Annotated in this window: 15 protein-coding genes and 1 tRNA gene; 2 read left to right on the top strand and 14 right to left on the bottom strand. The window is 71.9% G+C overall.

From position 1 onward, the window contains the following. Nucleotides 1-238 precede the first annotated feature (238 nt). The 3 genes from L1785_RS09220 to L1785_RS09230 form a co-directional block, all read right to left on the bottom strand. On the bottom strand, nt 239-1,477 hold the full coding sequence (locus tag L1785_RS09220) for a site-specific integrase (RefSeq protein WP_236088963.1): 1,239 nt from the start codon (nt 1,475-1,477) through the stop codon (nt 239-241). 6 nt (nt 1,478-1,483) lie between these two features. Then, nucleotides 1,484-1,717 (bottom strand): helix-turn-helix transcriptional regulator, encoded by a 234-nt coding sequence (locus tag L1785_RS09225; RefSeq protein WP_236088964.1) that lies wholly within the window; start codon nt 1,715-1,717, stop codon nt 1,484-1,486. A gap of 180 nt (nt 1,718-1,897) precedes the next feature. Continuing rightward, a tRNA-Pro gene (locus L1785_RS09230) sits at nt 1,898-1,974 on the bottom strand. A 253-nt stretch (nt 1,975-2,227) separates the two neighbouring features. Here L1785_RS09230 and L1785_RS09235 point away from each other — a divergent pair. Beyond that, on the top strand, nt 2,228-2,902 hold the full coding sequence (locus L1785_RS09235; RefSeq protein WP_236088965.1) for a DUF429 domain-containing protein: 675 nt from the start codon (nt 2,228-2,230) through the stop codon (nt 2,900-2,902). Between the two features lie 24 nt (nt 2,903-2,926). Here L1785_RS09235 and L1785_RS09240 read toward each other — a convergent pair whose 3' ends face one another. From L1785_RS09240 to L1785_RS09290, 11 genes are all read right to left on the bottom strand, one after another. Beyond that, nucleotides 2,927-3,805: an aldo/keto reductase gene (locus L1785_RS09240; protein WP_236088966.1), complete on the bottom strand. Its 879-nt coding sequence runs from the start codon at nt 3,803-3,805 to the stop codon at nt 2,927-2,929. Nucleotides 3,806-3,943: 138 nt separating this feature from the next. Beyond that, entirely contained in the window at nt 3,944-5,353 is a 1,410-nt protein-coding gene (locus L1785_RS09245) for a pectate lyase family protein (RefSeq protein WP_236088967.1), read from the bottom strand. Between the two features lie 232 nt (nt 5,354-5,585). After that, nucleotides 5,586-7,055, bottom strand: coding sequence for a ribosome biogenesis GTPase Der (gene der, locus L1785_RS09250; protein ID WP_236088968.1), 1,470 nt, complete (start codon nt 7,053-7,055; stop codon nt 5,586-5,588). Between the two features lie 13 nt (nt 7,056-7,068). Continuing rightward, the gene (cmk, locus tag L1785_RS09255; protein WP_236088969.1) at nt 7,069-7,785 is read right to left on the bottom strand and encodes a (d)CMP kinase; all 717 of its coding nucleotides are present in this window, start codon (nt 7,783-7,785) and stop codon (nt 7,069-7,071) included. Nucleotides 7,786-7,805: 20 nt separating this feature from the next. Then, a complete protein-coding gene (locus L1785_RS09260) occupies nt 7,806-8,822 on the bottom strand; it encodes a pseudouridine synthase (protein WP_236088970.1) in 1,017 nt (338 codons plus the stop codon). Between the two features lie 58 nt (nt 8,823-8,880). Beyond that, entirely contained in the window at nt 8,881-9,450 is a 570-nt protein-coding gene (gene scpB, locus L1785_RS09265) for an SMC-Scp complex subunit ScpB (protein WP_236088974.1), read from the bottom strand. A gap of 122 nt (nt 9,451-9,572) precedes the next feature. Beyond that, a complete protein-coding gene (locus tag L1785_RS09270; protein ID WP_236088971.1) occupies nt 9,573-10,550 on the bottom strand; it encodes a segregation and condensation protein A in 978 nt (325 codons plus the stop codon). Then, nucleotides 10,534-11,430, bottom strand: coding sequence for a ParA family protein (locus L1785_RS09275; RefSeq protein ID WP_236088972.1), 897 nt, complete (start codon nt 11,428-11,430; stop codon nt 10,534-10,536). The genes L1785_RS09270 and L1785_RS09275 overlap by 17 nt, the downstream gene beginning before the upstream one ends. Before the next feature lie 126 nt (nt 11,431-11,556). Further along, nucleotides 11,557-12,549, bottom strand: a complete 993-nt coding sequence (gene xerD / locus L1785_RS09280) for a site-specific tyrosine recombinase XerD (protein WP_372461848.1) — start codon at nt 12,547-12,549, stop codon at nt 11,557-11,559. Between the two features lie 125 nt (nt 12,550-12,674). Continuing rightward, nucleotides 12,675-13,544, bottom strand: coding sequence for an HpcH/HpaI aldolase/citrate lyase family protein (locus L1785_RS09285; protein ID WP_372461849.1), 870 nt, complete (start codon nt 13,542-13,544; stop codon nt 12,675-12,677). A gap of 136 nt (nt 13,545-13,680) precedes the next feature. Further along, on the bottom strand, nt 13,681-14,670 hold the full coding sequence (locus L1785_RS09290; RefSeq protein ID WP_308113300.1) for a heme o synthase: 990 nt from the start codon (nt 14,668-14,670) through the stop codon (nt 13,681-13,683). 355 nt (nt 14,671-15,025) lie between these two features. On the opposite strand from L1785_RS09290, the gene tkt reads away from it, so the two are divergent. After that, the gene (gene tkt, locus L1785_RS09295) at nt 15,026-17,134 is read left to right on the top strand and encodes a transketolase (protein WP_236088973.1); all 2,109 of its coding nucleotides are present in this window, start codon (nt 15,026-15,028) and stop codon (nt 17,132-17,134) included. Nucleotides 17,135-17,200: the final 66 nt, after the last annotated feature.

Raw genomic sequence — 17,200 nt, forward strand, 5'->3', positions numbered from 1 at the left:
ACCAGGCCCGAGTACGACAACACGAACGAGACAGCCCCGAGCGTCGAGGTCAGCAGCACGGCCGTCACCAGCGACGGCAGCGTGTCCGGATCCAGACGAGCCGGGCGGCGAACCGCGACGGGCGATGCCGGGGCAGCGGTCAGACTCATACGCAGGGTCTCCTCATCAAGTCGTCTGGGCGTTCCAAGTCGGCCAAGTTCTTCATGCCCGAACGGCGGTGACGTCTGGCGCGGCCGGGCTACGTGGCGGCGCCCGGTTCGTCGGCGTTCGCCCCGCCATCGGCCGCCGCCTGCTCGGGCATTGGCCCAGGGGCCAGGGACTCGAGGATCCGCGCGGTGAGGACGTTCACGTTCTCGTCCGGCTCGATGTAGTGCTTCTTGGTGATCTCCGTGGACGAGTGCCCGAGCAGTTCGGCCGCCATATCCGCTCCGCCGGACCTCTCGACCGTCGTGGCAGCGGTACGCCGGAACGCGTGAGGTGTGACGCCGGTGATCCCGACCTCCTTGAGGATGTCCCGCAGCCTGCGACGCACGTTGTTGGTGGTGAGTGGGGTTCCGTTGCGCGAGTGGAAGATCAGCGTCTCGGGTGGCTCGCCGGCAAGCTCCACCAGACGGGCTCGTAGCGCCTCGGCGGTGTAGGACGGGACGGCGATGCGCCGCACCGACGTCTTGGTCTTCGGCTTGGGCTGCCGGTAGGTCGGCTTGCCCTTCGGGGACACGATCGTCCCGGTGACGCGGACAGTGGCCGGTGTGGAGGTGACGTCGACGTCGCACTTGCGCAGCGCAAGGACCTCGCCGATGCGCAGCGAGGAGCCGATCATCACTTCGATGATCGCCTCGAGCTGCCCGTCGGGCTTGGGGCCTGGCAGCTTCTCCTCGCCTCGCCGCCACCCCTTGACCGCGGCGCGGATCGCCTGCACCTGGGCGAGCGTGAGCGCCTTGGCCTCCGACGGCGGTCGCTTGAGCCGCTTGGTCCCGGTGACCGGGTTCCGGTCGATCGCCTCGTACCTCAGCGCCAGCCCCAGCGCGAGGTTCAGCACCACCTTGGCGTGCTTCGCACGGGCGTAGGAGAACTTCTGCTGCTGCTTGAGGAACCGGTCGACCTTCATGATCGTGATCTCCCGCAGCGTCATCTCCCGGAACGCCGGCAGCACCAGGGTGCGCATGTCCCGCTCGTACAGGTCGCGCGTGGCCTGGGCCAGGTCGTCCAGCTCGAGGTCCTCGAGCCACACCTCGACCAGCCGCGTGAACGGGCTGTCCGCGCTCAGCTCCACGGACCCGGAGGATCGTCTGATCCGCCGGGCCAGCTTCGCCTTGAGCGCGACCTCGGCCCGCGGGCCGGTGTCCGCGCTGGCCTGCACGAGGCGTGACCTGCCGTCCAGGTCCCGGAACCAGGACCGGGCCCGGTAGGAGCCGGACCCGACGCGGTCGACGTTGATGTCGCCCCACGTGCCGATGGGGGTACGAGGCTTAGCCACGACTGCTCACCGCCCCTCGGCCGGACGGCCGGGAGAGGACTCGCGTTGCTGCGCCAGCCACTCGCGCACGTCCGAGACGAAGAACTTCACGTGCTTGCCGACCCGCACCCCGCACGGACCCTTGCCGTCGGTGCGCCAGTCGTAGATCGTCCGGACCGGGACGCCGAGATAGGCGGCCAGCTCGTCCAGCGAGAGCAGCGGGTCCAGCCCACCCGCGGGGGATGTGGTGTGCGTCTCCATGAGACACAGGTGCGAAGCACGCTCCGCACGAACCCGAGACGACCCGAGCGCTCTGCGCGCCCGCCGTCCCAGATGCCCAGATCGGACCGCCACGGCGGCCAATCTGATGAGTATGTGATGACCGGTTCAAGTCTCAGAAACCCTTCAGGCCTGGAAACCGTTGAGTTTCCAGGCCTGAAATGGTCGGGCTGACAGGATTTGAACCTGCGACCCCTTGACCCCCAGTCAAGTGCGCTACCAAGCTGCGCCACAGCCCGTCGGCTTCCCGAGCATGCTCAGGCTACCGATCTGTGCCCCGAAGGGCCGACCGAAATACTACCGCACGTCGGACGATGTGCTGGACTCGGGCTCGCCGACCTGGACCGCCGCGACGGCGACACCCAGTTTCATCGAGCGACGCGGCACCGCAGCCGCCGAGAGGGAGAGCGCGCAGCCGGCGCCAGCGTCAGTGCCATCGCCCGACAGCCCCCGCGACGTCGCAGGCCCGTAGCATCGGTCGTGGAGGGTGCCATGGTCAGGGTCATGGGCGTCGACGCCGCAGGGCCGCGCTGGGTGGGCGTCACCAGCGACCAGCGCGTGTACGCGGACCACTCGATCGAGGAGCTCATGGCGCTCGCCGACGCGGACGGCGTGCTCGATGTCGTCGCGATCGACATCCCGATCGGTCTGCCGGACGCCGGGCGGCGTCTGGCCGACGTCCTCGCCGGCTCCGCCGTCGGGCCGCTGCGTGCCTCCGTGTTCACGACGCCGCCGCGCTCGGTGCTGCAGGCGGAGTCGTACGCGGAGGCCATCGAGCTGAGCCAGCACAGCTCCGGCAAGGGCGTCAGCCGGCAGTCCTGGGCGCTCGGCCCCAAGATCCTCGAGGTCGACGACGTCGTGCACCGCTCCACCAGGACCATCGTCGAGTTCCACCCCGAGGTGTCGTTCGCGACCCTCGCCGGGCGGCCGCTGACCACCCGGAAGAAGACGTGGGCCGGCCAGGAGGAGCGGCGGGCGCTCCTGGCCGGAGCGGGAATCGTGGTCCCGGCGGACGTCGGCCGCGCCGGGCTCCTCGTCGGGCCTGACGACGTGCTGGACGCCGCCGTCGGGTCGTGGTCCGCGCAACGTTACGCCGACGGCGTGTCCGTCAGCTTCCCGCCCGAGCCCGAACAGCTGGACGGCATCGCGGTGGCGATCCACGCCTGACCGGCCGCGGCCCAGCGCTGCCCGTCAGTACTCCGGGATCTCCCGCCCGAACGTCTCCCGCGTGATCGCCGCCGGGTCGGGGCCGCCGCGCACCCCTGTGTCGAGCACGTCGATCGCCGCGACCTGCTCGTCGGTCAGCGCGAAGTCGAAGACGTCGAAGTTCTCCGCGATCCGCTCCGGGCGCACGGACTTGGGGATGGCGGACCGGCCGTGCTGCAGGTGCCAGCGGAGCATGACCTGGGCGGGCGTCCTGTCGTGCTCCTTCCCGATCCCGGCGATCACCGGGTCCGCGAGCGTCCCGCTCCCGCTCCCCCGGTAGAACGTGATGCCGCCGATCGGGGACCACGCCTGAGTGAGGATGCCGTGTGCGGCGTCGGCCGCGCGGACCTCGGGCTGCGTGAAGTACGGGTGCAGCTCGACCTGGTTGACCGCCGGCACCACGGTGGTGCGCTCGACCAGCTCCTCGAGGTGCTCCGGCATGAAGTTGCTGACGCCGATCGCGCGGACCTTGCCGTCGGCGAGCAACGTCTCGAGCGCGTGGTACGCGGCCACCGTCAGGTCGAACTCCGACGGGAGCGGCTGGTGCAGGATGAACAGATCGAGGAAGTCGGTGCCGAGCTTGCGGGTGGCCTTCTCGAACGCGTGGAGCGCTCCGTCGTAGCCGTAGTCGCTGATCCAGACCTTCGTCTCCAGGAAGACGTCGGACCGGTCGACGCCCGACCGGCTCAGCGCCTCCCCCACCTGGCGCTCGTTGAGGTAGGCGGCCGCGGTGTCGATGTGCCGGTACCCGGTGCGCAGGGCCGACTCGACCGCTTCCGCAGTCACGTCGGGCGTGGTCTGGAAGACGCCGAAGCCGAGCGCGGGCATCGTCACGCCGTTGTTGAGGGTCAGTTCGGTGGTCATGCCCCGACGCTACGTCGGCTCTCCCGCGCGAGGCAGGCACGGGTAGTACCTGCCTGGCATCCGGGCCGGCACGACGACGCAGCGACGGCCCGCGCCGGGGTGAGCCGGCGCGGGCCGTCGGTCGAACCGGGGCAGGCGTCAGCGCGCGCCGGCCCCCGCGGTGACGATCGACCTGACCGACGAGGCCGTGTCGAGCGTGTAGGAGTACGGGATCGAGCCGACCGAGCCACCCTGGTCGCCGCTGCCCGAGCTCACGAAGTGGTTGTTGCGCGCCACGAGGGTGCCCGCCGGGGAGCTGCCCTCGCCACGGTGGAACGGGTCGGGCGTGTTCTCGAAGTAGTTGCCCTCGACCAGCACACCGCCCTCCATCGTGGACGCCACGCCGTAGCCGCTGACGTTCGTGTACAGGTTGTTGAACACGTGGACCGGGTTGCCGAACCGCACCCGCGGGTTGCGCTGCGTGGTGCCGTCGAACCAGTTGTGGTGGTACGACACCCGCAGGTGCCCGCGGTCTTGCGACCCGTTGTCGTCCGAGTGGCCCACCAGCGAGTTCTTGTCGTGCCCCCGGAAGAGGTTCCACGAGATCGTCACGTAGTCGGAGCCCCGCTTCGTGTCGACCGAGCCGTCGTAGCCGATGCCGAACGAGTTGTGGTCGATCCACACGTTCGTCGACGTCTCGACGCTGATCGCGTCGTCGTTCCAGTCGTCGAACCTGAGGTTGCGGACGATGATGTTCCGCTCCTGGTACAGGTGCAGGCCGCAACCGGTGAGCTGCGACCCGGACGCACCCTCGATCGTCGTGTTCGAGCCCACCCGGATCAGCCCGCTGCACGAGATGTTCCCCTGCACCCGTACCACCTTTGCGGTGTCGCTCGACACCGCGCTGGTCAGCGCGGACGCGGAGGTCACCGTCACGGCCGACGCGCTGCCGCCCCCGGTGACCCCGCCGTTCTGCGACGCCCAGCCGACGACGCCGGCCGCCGGCGCGGAACCCAGCTTCACGAGCTCCCACTGCTGGTTGTACTGGTTGCCGTCGGTGAGCTGGGTGACGGTGGCGCCGTCCGCGGTGGAGCGGTCGGTGACCGTGACGGCCTTGTTGCTGTGCCGGTTGAGGAGCCGCACGCGCCCGCCCTCGGCGTCGACCAGCCGGAACTGCTGGTTCCACCCGTTGTTGTCCGTGTACTGGCGGAACCCGGCGCCGTCGGCGGTGCTCCACTCCCACAGGTCCAGCACCTTGCCGGAGTGCCGGTTCTGCAGCCGGTAGTAGCCGCCGCCGGAGTCGACGAACCGCCACTGCTGCCAGGCGCCGTCGTTGCGGGTCCACTGCTGGACGATCGCGCCGTCGGCGGTGGACCAGTTGGCGACCTCCATCGCCTTGCCGCTCTGGCGGTTGACGAGCACGTACCACGCGCCCGTGTCGACGGTCGCGGCGCTCGCCGGCGCTGCGGCGAGCCCACCGAGCCCTGCGGCGGCGACCGCGAGCGCCACGGCGGCGACCACGGCCGCACGCAGTGACCGCACTTCCTTGATGACCTTGGTGATCCTCATTGATCCCCCTCATGGGTGAGTAGGTCGCTCGACCGTAGAAGCAGACCTACAACGATGGAAGGGGAACCGGTTTCCCGAAACGTTTAGGCTGCGGATCAACCGTTTTCCGTGACGATACGACGGCGACGACGCTCGCTGCCGTGCGTACGGTGCGCTCCGTCGACGACGAACGGGGTCACCCTCCGTACGGATAGGTGACCCCGTGCTGCGCCACGACCAGCGGGCGGCCGCGTCAGCGCTTGCGCTTCTCCCGCACCCGCACGCTGATCTCGATGGGCGTGCCCTCGAACCCGAACGTCTCGCGCAGGCGGCGCTCGATGAAGCGGCGGTAACCGGCCTCGATGAAGCCCGTCGCGAAGATGACGAACCGCGGCGGGCGCGTCGACGCCTGCGTCGCGAACAGGATGCGCGACTGCTTGCCGCCCCGCAGCGGGTGCGGGTGCGCCGAGACCAGCTCGCCGAGGAAGGCGTTGAGCTTGCCGGTCGGGATGCGCGTGTCCCACGACTCGAGCGACTTCTCGATGGCGGGCACGAGACGGTCGGTGTGCCAGCCCGTCTTGGCCGACACGTTGACACGCGGCGCCCACGTGACCTGGACCAGGTCCTTCTCGATCTCGCGCTCCAGGTAGGGGCGGCGGTCCTCGTCCATCATGTCCCACTTGTTGTAGGCGATGACGAGGGCCCGGCCGGCGTCCACGACCTGCGAGATCACGCGCGTGTCCTGCTCGCTGAGCGGCACGGACGCGTCCACGAGGACCACGCCGACCTCCGCCTTCTCGATCGCGGCCTGCGTGCGCAGGGACGCGTAGAAGTCGGCCCCCTTGGTCTGGTGCACGCGGCGGCGGATGCCGGCCGTGTCCACGAACCAGTACGGGATGCCGCGGAGCTCGACCAGCTCGTCGACCGGGTCGCGCGTGGTGCCGGCGACGGAGTCGACGACGACGCGCTCGGCGCCCGCGATCTTGTTGAGCAGCGACGACTTGCCGACGTTCGGGCGGCCCACGAGCGCCACGCGACGCGGCCCTGCCGGACGGAGCGTCCCGTGCTCCGAATCGATGGGCAGCGCCTTCATCGCAGCGTCGAGCAGGTCGCCCGTGCCACGGCCGTGCAGGGCGGAGACCGGGTGCGGCTCCCCCAGCCCAAGGCTCCACAGCGCCGTCGCGTCCGCCTCGCCCGACGGCCCGTCCACCTTGTTGGCGCACAGCACGACGGGCTTCTTCGAGGCGCGCAGCAGTCGCACGACACGCTCGTCGGTCGCGGTGGGCCCGACGGCGGCGTCCACGACGAAGATCACGGCGTCGGCCAGCGAGACGGCGACCTCCGCCTGTTCGGCGACCTTGAACTCCATGCCCGCGACGTCGACCTCCCAGCCGCCCGTGTCCACGAGCGTGAAGTTGCGGCCCGCCCACTCCGCCGGGTACGAGACGCGGTCGCGCGTCACACCCGGCTTGTCCTCCACGACCGCCTCGCGACGGCCGAGGATGCGGTTGACGAGCGTGGACTTGCCGACGTTCGGTCGCCCGACGATCGCCAGGACGGGGTTGGGGGCCTGCCCGCCCTCGTCACCGGTCTCGTCCCACTCGCCCTCGAGGAGCGAGCGGTCCTGCTCGTCGAGCTCGAACTCCTCCAGGCCGGCGCGCAGGGCACGCTCGCGGGCGAGGTCGTCCTCGGTCTCGAGGATGTCGGGGGCTTCGTGGGTCATGTCCGCTATTCTCTCAGGCTCGCGGGGCACGAGCCGCCTCGCGGCCCGTGACCTGCGCGACCACGTCTAGCACCGCGGCGACCGTCTGGTCGAAGTCCAGCTCGGAGGAATCCACAGTCACGACCCCGTCGGCCGCGACATGGAACTGTGAGACCGTCGCGTCGTCCCGGTCGCGGCGCAGCACCTGGTCCTTCGTCGCCTCGACGGCGGTGGCGTCGGCCGCGCCGTGCACCTCCAGGGAACGACGGCGCAGGCGCGCCTCCTCGTTCGCGGTGAGCAGGACGCGCGCGTCGGCGTCGGGCGCGACGACGGTCGTGATGTCGCGGCCCTCAGCCACGATCCCGCGCCCGCCGGCGAACCCGCCCTCGCGCTCGGCCTCGATGATCTGCCGCTGGCGGCGGCGCAGCTCGGAACGCACGTCGAGGTTGGTCGCCACGGCCGAGACGGCGGCCGTGACCTCGGTGGTGCGGATCGCCGCGGCGACGTCGCGCCCGTCGAGCTCGACTCCCGGCGCGGCCGGATCCAGGCCCATGACCAGCGGCATCACCCGCACCGCATGCGCGACGGCGTGCTGGTCCGTCAGGTCCTCGCCCCGGTCGAGGCACCAGACGGTCGCCGCCCGGTACATGGCCCCCGTGTCCAGGTAGGCCAGCCCGAGCCGCCGGGCCACGGCCTTGGACACGCTCGACTTGCCCGAGCCGGACGGCCCGTCGATCGCGACGACGACCACGCTCTCTCCTCCAGGATGCGTCACAGGTCGACCGCGCCCATGAGGGTGCCCAGCTCGACGCGTCCGAGGACGCGCGTTCGCCCGACGCGCAGGTCCCCCAGCACGATCGGGCCGATACGCGTGCGCACCAGCCGGGTGACGGGGTGGTCGATCGCCTCGAACATGCGGCGCACGATCCGGTTGCGGCCCTCGTGCAGCACCACCTCGAGCATCGTGAAGCCCGGGACCTCGTCGATCACGCGGACCTTGTCCATCTGCGCCGTCCCGTCCTCGAGCTCCACCCCGTACTGGAGCTGCTTGAGCTCGCGCGGGAAGAGCGCGCCCTCCACGGTCACGACGTAGGTCTTCGCGATCTCGTACTTCGGGTGCGCCAGGCGGTTCGCAAGCTCCCCGTCGTTCGTGAGCAGCAGCAGACCCTCGCTGTCCGCGTCGAGGCGGCCCACGTGGAAGAGCCGCTCAGGGCGGTCACGTACCAGCTCGGCGACCGTGGACCGCCCGAGCGGGTCGTGCATCGTCGACACGACGCCCAGCGGCTTGTTCAGCACGAGCGTGATCTTGTCCTGGTCGAGCTGGACGCGCAGCCCGTCCACGTGCACCACGGCCGTGGCCGGGTCGACCCGCACGCCCAGCTCCGTGACGATCACGCCGTCGACCTCGACGTGCCCGCCCGCGATGAGGTCCTCGCAGGCGCGGCGCGAGCCGAGGCCCGCGGTGGCGAGCACCTTCTGCAGGCGCACGCCGTCGGCGACGTGCACGTCGCGGGGCGGCTCGCTCGGCTGCTGCGGCCGGCGGGGAGCCTGCCGGGCCGGCGCTGCCTTGCCGGCGGCGGGCCTGCGGGCGGCCGGCTTGCCGGCGCCCTGCTTGCCGGCTCCCGGCTTGCCGGCGCCCTGCTTGCCGGCTCCCGGCTTGCCGGCGCCCTGCTTGCCGGCTCCCGGCTTTCCGGTTCCCTGCCTGCCGGGCGCGGGCTTGCGCGGGCCCTGCCCGGATCGCTGGGGCTGTCCTTCGCGGCGGCTCCCGCCGCGGCGATCGTCGTTCATGTCTCGTCCTGTCTCGTCCTGGGCCTGTCGTGGTGGTCGGCGGGGGCCGGCATGGGTGTCAGTCGTCCGCCGCGAACTGGTCGAGTGCATCCAGATCGGGCAGGTGGGGGGCCAGCGGCGGCAGCTCGTCGAGCGACGAGAAACCCATCCGCTCCAAGAAGTATCCCGTGGTTCCGAACAGGACGGCACCGGTGGTGGGATCCTGCCCGATCTCGGCGATGAGCCCGCGGGTCAGGAGCGTGCGCACCACGCCGTCGACGTTGACGCCGCGCACCGCCGACACCTGTCCACGCGTCACCGGCTGCCGGTACGCGATGACGGCGAGCGTCTCGAGGGCGGCCTGGCTCAGCTTGGCGGACTGGCCGTCCAGGACGAACCTGCCGACCGCGTCGGCGTGGGCGACCGAGGAGTACACGCGCCACCCGTCGGCGTTCTGGCGCAGCTCGAAGCCGCGCGAGCGTCCGCCCAGCTCACCGCGGTATTCCGCCGCCAGCTCGTGGAGCAGGTCCTTCACCTCGTCCAGCGGCAGGTCGAGGGCCGCGGCCAGGCGATCGGCCGGGACCGGCGCGTCGGCCACCATGAGCACCGCCTCGAGCGCTGCGGGCGCCCCGCCCGGCAGGCTGTGCACGTCGACGAGGACGAGCGCGTCCTGCTCTGGTGTCTCCGCCGGGGTGGAACCTGCCGAAGCAGAACCGAGCGACACAGGCGCCGGCAGGGTGTCTCCGGAAATCACGAAGGACGTGTCGTTGCTCACGCGGCCCCTTCCTCGGCGGGTACTGGTTCGGCGGGTACTGCTTGGGCACCGTCGACCTCGGCACGTTCGGCCTCGGCGGGTGGGGCCGTGAGTTCGTCCATCGGCTCGTCGAACTCGCTCGGCCCGCCCGACTCGTCCAGGTACTTGCCGCCTCCATCCGGCTCGCCCGTCCAGCGGACGGTGAGCTCGCCGAGCGCGGTCACCTGCTCGAACCCGACCAGCGCGTCGCGGAACAGCTCCAGCAGCGCGAGGAAGCGCGCCACGACGACGAGCCGCTCCGCACCCTGCGTGAGGGACCGGAACGTGGCGACGTGGTCGCGGCGCAGCCGGCGCACGATGTGCGCGGCCTCCTCCCGGACGCTCACGGCGGAGCCGTGCAGGTGGGCGAGCGACACCATCGGCGGCAGCTTCGGCGTGAGCGCGCGCGCCGCCAGCTCGGCGAGCCGTGCGCCGTCGAGGTCCCAGACCAGCTCCGGGAGGAGGGCCGCCAGGTGCGGCTCGAGCGGCGCCAGGCGCGGGACGCGCCGGCCGGCGTTCGCCATGCGCTCCGCCAGGACGCCCGAGACGTCCTTGTAGGCCCGGTACTGCAGCAGGCGCGCGAAGAGCAGGTCGCGCGCCTCGAGGAGCTCCAGGTCGTCGGCGTCCTGCTCCACCACGCCGGGCAGGAGGCGGGCGGCCTTGAGGTCGAGGAGCGTCGCGGCGATGACGAGGAACTCGCTCGCCAGGCCCAGGTCCCAGGAGGCGACGGCCTCGCCGCGAGCCTCAGCCTCGCGCGCCACACGCTCGGCATCGCGGATGTACGCCACGAAGTCGTCGGTGACCACCGCGAGCGCCACCTCGGTGACGTCCATCTCGTGCTTCGCGATCAGCGACAGCAGGAGGTCGAACGGGCCGGTGAAGTTCTGGAGGTGGACCTCGAAGCTCCGCGAGGCGGGTGGAGCGTCGGCCTCCAGGACCTCAGGCGGCGTCGCCACGGGCCACGAGCTCCCGGGCGAGCTGCCGGTACGCGGCGGCGCCCGGGTGGCCGGGCGCGTAGGCAGTGATGGGCTCCGCGGCCACGGACGCGTCCGGGAACTTCACGGTGCGCCCGATCACGGAGTGCAGGAGCGTGTCGCCGAAGGCCTCGTGCACCCGGGCCACGACCTCCCGGGAGTGGAGGGTCCGCGAGTCGTACATGGTGGGGAGGATACCGTCGATCTCGAGCGCCGGGTTGAGCCGGTCCCGCACCTTCTCGATGGTCTCGACCAGGAGTGCGACGCCGCGCAGCGCGAAGAACTCGCACTCGAGCGGGATGAGCACGCCGTGCGCGGCGGTCAGCGCGTTGACGGTGAGCAGGCCGAGCGACGGCTGGCAGTCGATGAGCACGACGTCGTAGTCGTCGAGCACGGGGCGCAGGGCGCGGGCGAGCACCGACTCGCGGGCCACCTCCCCCACGAGCTGAACCTCGGCGGCCGACAGGTCGATGTTGGCCGGGAGCACGTCCAGGTTGTCGATGCCCGACGGGATGAGCACGTCCTCGATCCGGATGCCCCGCTCCATGATCAGGTTGTAGATCGTCAGGTCGAGCTCGTGCGGGTTCACGCCGATGCCGACCGAGGCGGCGCCCTGCGGGTCGAAGTCCACGAGCAGGACCCTGCGCCCGTACTCGGCCAGCGCCGCGCCCAGGTTGATCGTCGACGTCGTCTTGCCGACGCCGCCCTTCTGGTTGCACATCGCGATGATGCGGGCCGGGCCGTGGCTCGCGAGGGGCGGCGGCACCGCGAAGGTGGGCAGCGGGCGCCCGACCACGTCGGTGACGACCTGCGGTGCCTCCGGCGCGCCGACGACGGCGACCGGGGCCACGACGTCAGTCATCTCGCTCGCTCCCTCCGCACTGGCTGGCAGGCTCACGCCGCCACGGTACCCCAGGCCTCCGTCGGCGCCAGGCGGCCGCGCCCGGCGCGCCGTCGATCGGCGCTTGGCACACTATTTCGCGTGGAATCAGCGGGCGCGCGGATGCGCGGCCGCGTAGACCTCGCGCAGCGTGTCCGGCGTGACCATGGTGTAGATCTGCGTCGTGGTCACCGACGCGTGACCGAGCAGCTCCTGCACCACGCGCACGTCCGCTCCCCCGGCCAGCAGGTGCGTCGCGAACGAGTGGCGGAGGGTGTGCGGCGAGACGTGCTGCGTCAGCCCCGCCCGGCGCGCCGCCGCCTGCAGCACCGCCCACGCCGTCTGCCGGGAGAGCCGCGCGCCGCGGCTGTTGAGGAACAGCGCGGCCGTCCCCCGCCCGGCCGCCGCCAGCGTGGGCCGCCCCCGGACGAGGTACGCCTCCACGGCGGCCCGCGCGTACGACCCGACGGGCACCGCCCGCTCCTTGTCGCCCTTGCCGCGCAGGCGCAGCACGGACGCGTCGCCCGCGTCCGCGCCGGTGCGCAGGCCGGAGCTCACCGTGTCGACGTCGAGCCCGACGATCTCGCTGATCCGCCCGCCCGTCGCGTACAGCAGCTCCAGCAGCGCCCGGTCCCGCAGCGGGACCGGGCCGTCGCCCGCGCCGGCCGCGTCCAGCAGTCGCACGACGTCGTCCACCGCCAGGGCGTGCGGCAGCCGGCGCAGCTGCGTCGGCGCGTGCACGTCCGCCGAGGGGTCGTCGTCCGCGAGGCCCTCGGCCTGCGCGAACCGGTGCCAGCCCCGCACGGCCGCCAGGGCGCGCGCGGTGGACGACGGCGAGAGGACGGCGCCGCCGTCGGACCCCTGTCGCACGGCCGTGACGTACTCCGCGACGTCCGGCTCGGTCACCTGGGCGAGCGACGCACGACCCCGCGCCGCGAGGAACGCGGCGTAGCGGGACAGGTCGCGCCGGTAGGCGGAGACCGTGTTCGCGGACAGCCCGCGCTCGACGCGCAGGTGCGCGAGGTAGTCCCGCAGACCGGCCTCGAGGCGCGTGCCGGTCCCGCTGGCGGGGTTGGCGACCTCGGTCAGGGCAGCTGGCACGCCGCCATCATGCCCACCGACCCCGGCGCGCCGTGGCGCGGCACGCCGAGGCACGGCACGCCGGGCGGACGAACCTCAGGAGGGATTGATGCCTCGAGCGCCAACGCCGCAGCGGAACCGCAGGTTCACGAGGGGTTGATACCGAAGAGCTCCGCACGGCCCTTGATGACCTGGGCGCGGGCGAGGCGCGGCTTGTCCGAGCCGTCCCGGATCACGGACCCCGCCGCCTCGAAGTCGGCGAGGAAGTCCACCGCCCACGCGACGTCGGACGGCGACGGCGAGTAGCACTCGTTGATGACGGCCGGCTGCTCCAGGTCGAGGCACAGCTTTCCGGTCATGCCCAGGGCGACCGCGTCGCCCGACTGCTCGCGCAGCAGCGCGTGCGCGGTCCCGACGGTCGGGCCGTCGACGGGCCCCGGCAGGCCGCCCACCCGGCTCGCCGCCACGAGGCGCGAACGCGGGTACGCCATCGCGATCGGCTCGTTCGCGGCGCCGGTGTCACGGCGGTAGTCGCCGGACCCGAACGCGAGGCGGAACGTGCCCCGGGCGCGCGCGATCGACACCGCCTCCTCGATACCGAGCGCGGACTCCACCAGCGGGACCACGGGGATGTCGCCACCGAGGCGCTGGGCGGTGTCGATCACGTCGTCCGCGGACTCCGTCTTGGCGAGCATCACACCGGCCAGGCCGTCGATGTCCCGCAGGAGCGCGACGTCGTCGGCCCACGCCGCCGAGTGGCGGTCGTTGATGCGCACCCAGGCGCTGCCGCCCCCCTTGAACCAGGCGATGACGCGGTCGCGCGCCTCGTCCTTGAGGCTGTCGTCGATGGCGTCCTCGCAGTCGAGGACGATCTGGTCGGCGCGGGAGAGCTGCGCCCGGTCGAAGTCGTCGTCGCGCAGGGCGGAGAGCAGGAGCCACGAACGGGCGTAGTCAGGAGCCACGCGCGACTTCTCGCGGGTGGCCCGGCGCTCGGACAGGGCGGCATGGTCGGTCACGGTCACGCACAAGATGCTACGCGGGCCGCAGGCGCCCTCCCGGTCACGGACCCGACAACCGTGACGCCCCGTACGTTGTGCGGAACGCGCGTCGGGACGCGCCCTCCAGCCGGCGCGGGCCGGGGTTCGGGAGGCGTCAGAACGGCAGGAAGACGTCCACCGCGACGAGCACGAAGAGCAGCGTGAGGTACGTGATCGACGCGTGGAAGACCTTCATCGCGTTCAGCTTGCGCGACGCGTCCTTCGCGCGCCGGTGCATCGCGATCGTCGCCCAGAGGAACCATGCGCCCAGGCCGGCCGCGCCCGCCGTGTACACCCAGGTCATCCCGGCGAGCGGCGTCAGGGCGAGGGTGCAGGCGATCATCGCGATCGTGTAGCCGATCATCTCGGCGGCGACGCGCTTGTCGTCGGACACGACGGGCAGCATCGGCACGCCCGCGTTCGCGTAGTCGCGCTTGAACTTGATCGAGAGCGGCCAGTAGTGCGGCGGGGTCCAGAAGAAGATCACGCCGAACAGCGCGAGCGCCGACCAGCTCAGGCCGCCCGTCACGGCCGCCCAGCCGATGAACACGGGCATGCAGCCTGCGATGCCACCCCACACGATGTTCTGCGGGGTGCGGCGCTTGAGGATCATCGTGTAGCCGACGACGTAGATCGCGATCGCCGCGAAGGTCAGCCAGGCCGCCGCGACGTTCACGACGAGGGCGAACCAGGCCAGCGACAGGACGCCGAGCATCGTCGCGAACACCAGCGCGGCCCGCGGCGTGACCTCGCCGGTGACCAGCGGCCGGCGCTTGGTGCGGTTCATCACCTCGTCGATGTCGCGGTCGAGGTAGCAGTTGAACGCGTTGGCCGAGCCCGCCGCGGCGGCGCCGCCCACGAGCGTGGCGAGGATCAGGCCGAAGGACGGCAGCCCGCGGTCGGCCAGGATCATCGTCGGCACGGTGGTCACCAGGAGCAGCTCGATGACACGCGGCTTCGTCAGCGCCACGTACGCGCCGGCCCGGCGCAGGAACCACCGGCCGCGGCGGGTTGCGCCGTCGGCCTCGTCGACGGCGAGGCTCTCCCCGGGGCCGCCCGGGGCCTCGTGGGCGCGCGCGGTCGGGCCGGTCGTCGTCTGGCTGATGCTCACGCGCGTCGGGCTTCCGTTCGGGGGGTTCCAGGGGCGAGCCCATGGTACGTCTCCGCACGCCGGGGCCGCGCCCTGCCCGTCCAGGCCAGGCCATGTACAACGTGTGAGATGCACCAGCGACGCGCCGTGGTCCGCGTATAGGGTTGAGCGCGACCGCGGGGAATACCCGTAAACCGCTCCACACCGGCCAGCGCACGCGCGACGTGTCTCGCAGATCACGGCCGACCGGGGAATGAACGGCTACGCCTGCGTGTCGACACCTTTCGGAACACCGAGACACTTCGGAACGCGGCGGCGGCTGCCGCCGGGTGCACGTCCCCGGGCCACTCCCCGGAAGAGAAGAGGATTCGTGAACGCGTTCGACCCCGCCCTGTCTCCCCTGGCATGGTCAGAGCTCGACGAGCGGGCGGTGAGGTCGATCAAGGCACTCGCCGCCGACGCCGTCGAGAAGGTCGGTAACGGCCACCCCGGTACGGCGATCTCGCTGGCACCCGCCGCCTACACCATCTTCCAGAAGGCGATGCGCCACGACCCGGCCGACCCCACGTGGGTGGGCCGCGACCGGTTCGTGCTCTCCGCCGGCCACTCCTCGCTGACGATCTACCTCCAGCTCTTCCTGGCCGGCTACGGCCTCGAGATGGACGACATCGCCGCGCTGCGCACCTGGGGCTCCCAGACCCCCGGCCACCCGGAGTACGGCCACACCCGCGGCGTCGAGATCACGACCGGACCGCTCGGCCAGGGCCTCGCGTCCTCCGTCGGCATGGCCTTCGCGTCCCGTCGCGAGCGCGGCCTGCTCGACCCGAACGCCGCCCCCGGCGAGAGCCCGTTCGACCACCACGTGTACGTCATCGCCTCGGACGGCGACCTGCAGGAGGGCGTGACGTCCGAGGCGTCGTCCCTCGCGGGCCACCAGCAGCTCGGCAACCTCATCGTGATCTGGGACGACAACAAGATCTCGATCGAGGACGACACGGACATCGCGTTCACCGAGGACGTCCTCGGCCGCTACGCCGCCTACGGCTGGCACACGCAGCGGGTCGACTGGACGCAGGGCGGGACCGGCTACGCCGAGGACGTCGACGCGTTCGCCACCGCGCTCGACGCCGCCAAGGCCGAGACCGGCAAGCCCTCCATCATCGCGCTGCGCACGATCATCGGCTGGCCGTCGCCCACGAAGCAGAACACGGGCGGCATCCACGGCTCCGCCATGGGCGCGAACGAGATCAAGGGTCTCAAGATCGAGCTCGGTCTCGACCCCGAGGCGTCGTTCGTGATCGACGACGAGGTGCTGGCCTACACCCGCTCCGTCGCCGCCCGCCAGGCCGAGCAGCGCGCCGCGTGGGACACCAAGTTCGCGGGATGGCGAGCCGCCAACCCGCGGGGCGCCGCGCTCCTGGAGCGCCTGGTCGCCCGCGAGCTGCCCGAGGGCTGGGCCGACGCCCTGCCGTCGTTCGAGGCCGACCCGAAGGGCCACGCGACCCGCGCCGCGTCCGGCAAGGTCCTCAGCTCGCTCAAGGACGTCCTGCCCGAGCTCTGGGGCGGCTCGGCCGACCTCGCGGGCTCGAACAACACGACCATGGACGGCGAGCCCTCGTTCGTGCCGACCGAGCACGCGACGAAGAAGTTCCCGGGTCACGAGTACGGCCGCACGCTGCACTTCGGCATCCGCGAGCACGCCATGGGCTCGATCCTGAACGGCATCGTGCTGCACGGCCTGACCCGCCCCTACGGCGGCACGTTCCTGCAGTTCTCGGACTACATGCGCCCCGCGGTGCGCCTGGCCGCGCTCATGCAGATCCCGTCGACGTTCGTCTGGACGCACGACTCGATCGGCCTCGGCGAGGACGGCCCGACCCACCAGCCGGTGGAGCACCTGGCCGCGCTGCGCGCCATCCCCGGCCTCGACGTCGTGCGCCCCGCGGACGCCAACGAGACCGCCTGGGCCTGGCGCGGGATCATCGAGAACCCGGTGCACCCGGCCGGCATCATCCTGACCCGCCAGAACGTGCCCACGTTCCCGCGCGGCACCGACGGTTTCGCCGGGGCCGAGGGCACCCTCAAGGGCGGCTACGTGCTGATCGACACCGAGGGCACCCCGGACGTGATCCTCATGGGCACCGGTTCCGAGGTGCAGCTCGCCGTCGAGGCGCGTGAGCTCCTCGCCGCCGAGGGCGTCCAGGCCCGCGTCGTCTCGCTGCCGTCCTTCGAGTGGTTCGCCCGCCAGGACGCGGCCTACCGGGAGTCCGTGCTCCCCGCCGCCGTCAAGGCCCGCGTCTCGGTCGAGGCGGGCATCGCCCAGGGCTGGCGCGAGCTGGTCGGCGACGCCGGCCGCATCGTCTCCCTCGAGCACTATGGCGCTTCCGCGGACTACAAGGTCCTGTACGAGGAGTTCGGCATCACGGCGCAGGCCGTCGTCGACGCCGCCCACGAGTCCTTCGCGGCCGCGAGCGCCTGACCCCCGGCCCGCCCCCGCCGGGGCCCCCCCCCCGCGGGGCCCCCCCCCGAGAGTAGGGTGATACGC

The sequence above is a fragment of the Antribacter soli genome (assembly GCF_021568775.1).
GTDB lineage: Bacteria > Actinomycetota > Actinomycetes > Actinomycetales > Cellulomonadaceae > Antribacter > Antribacter soli.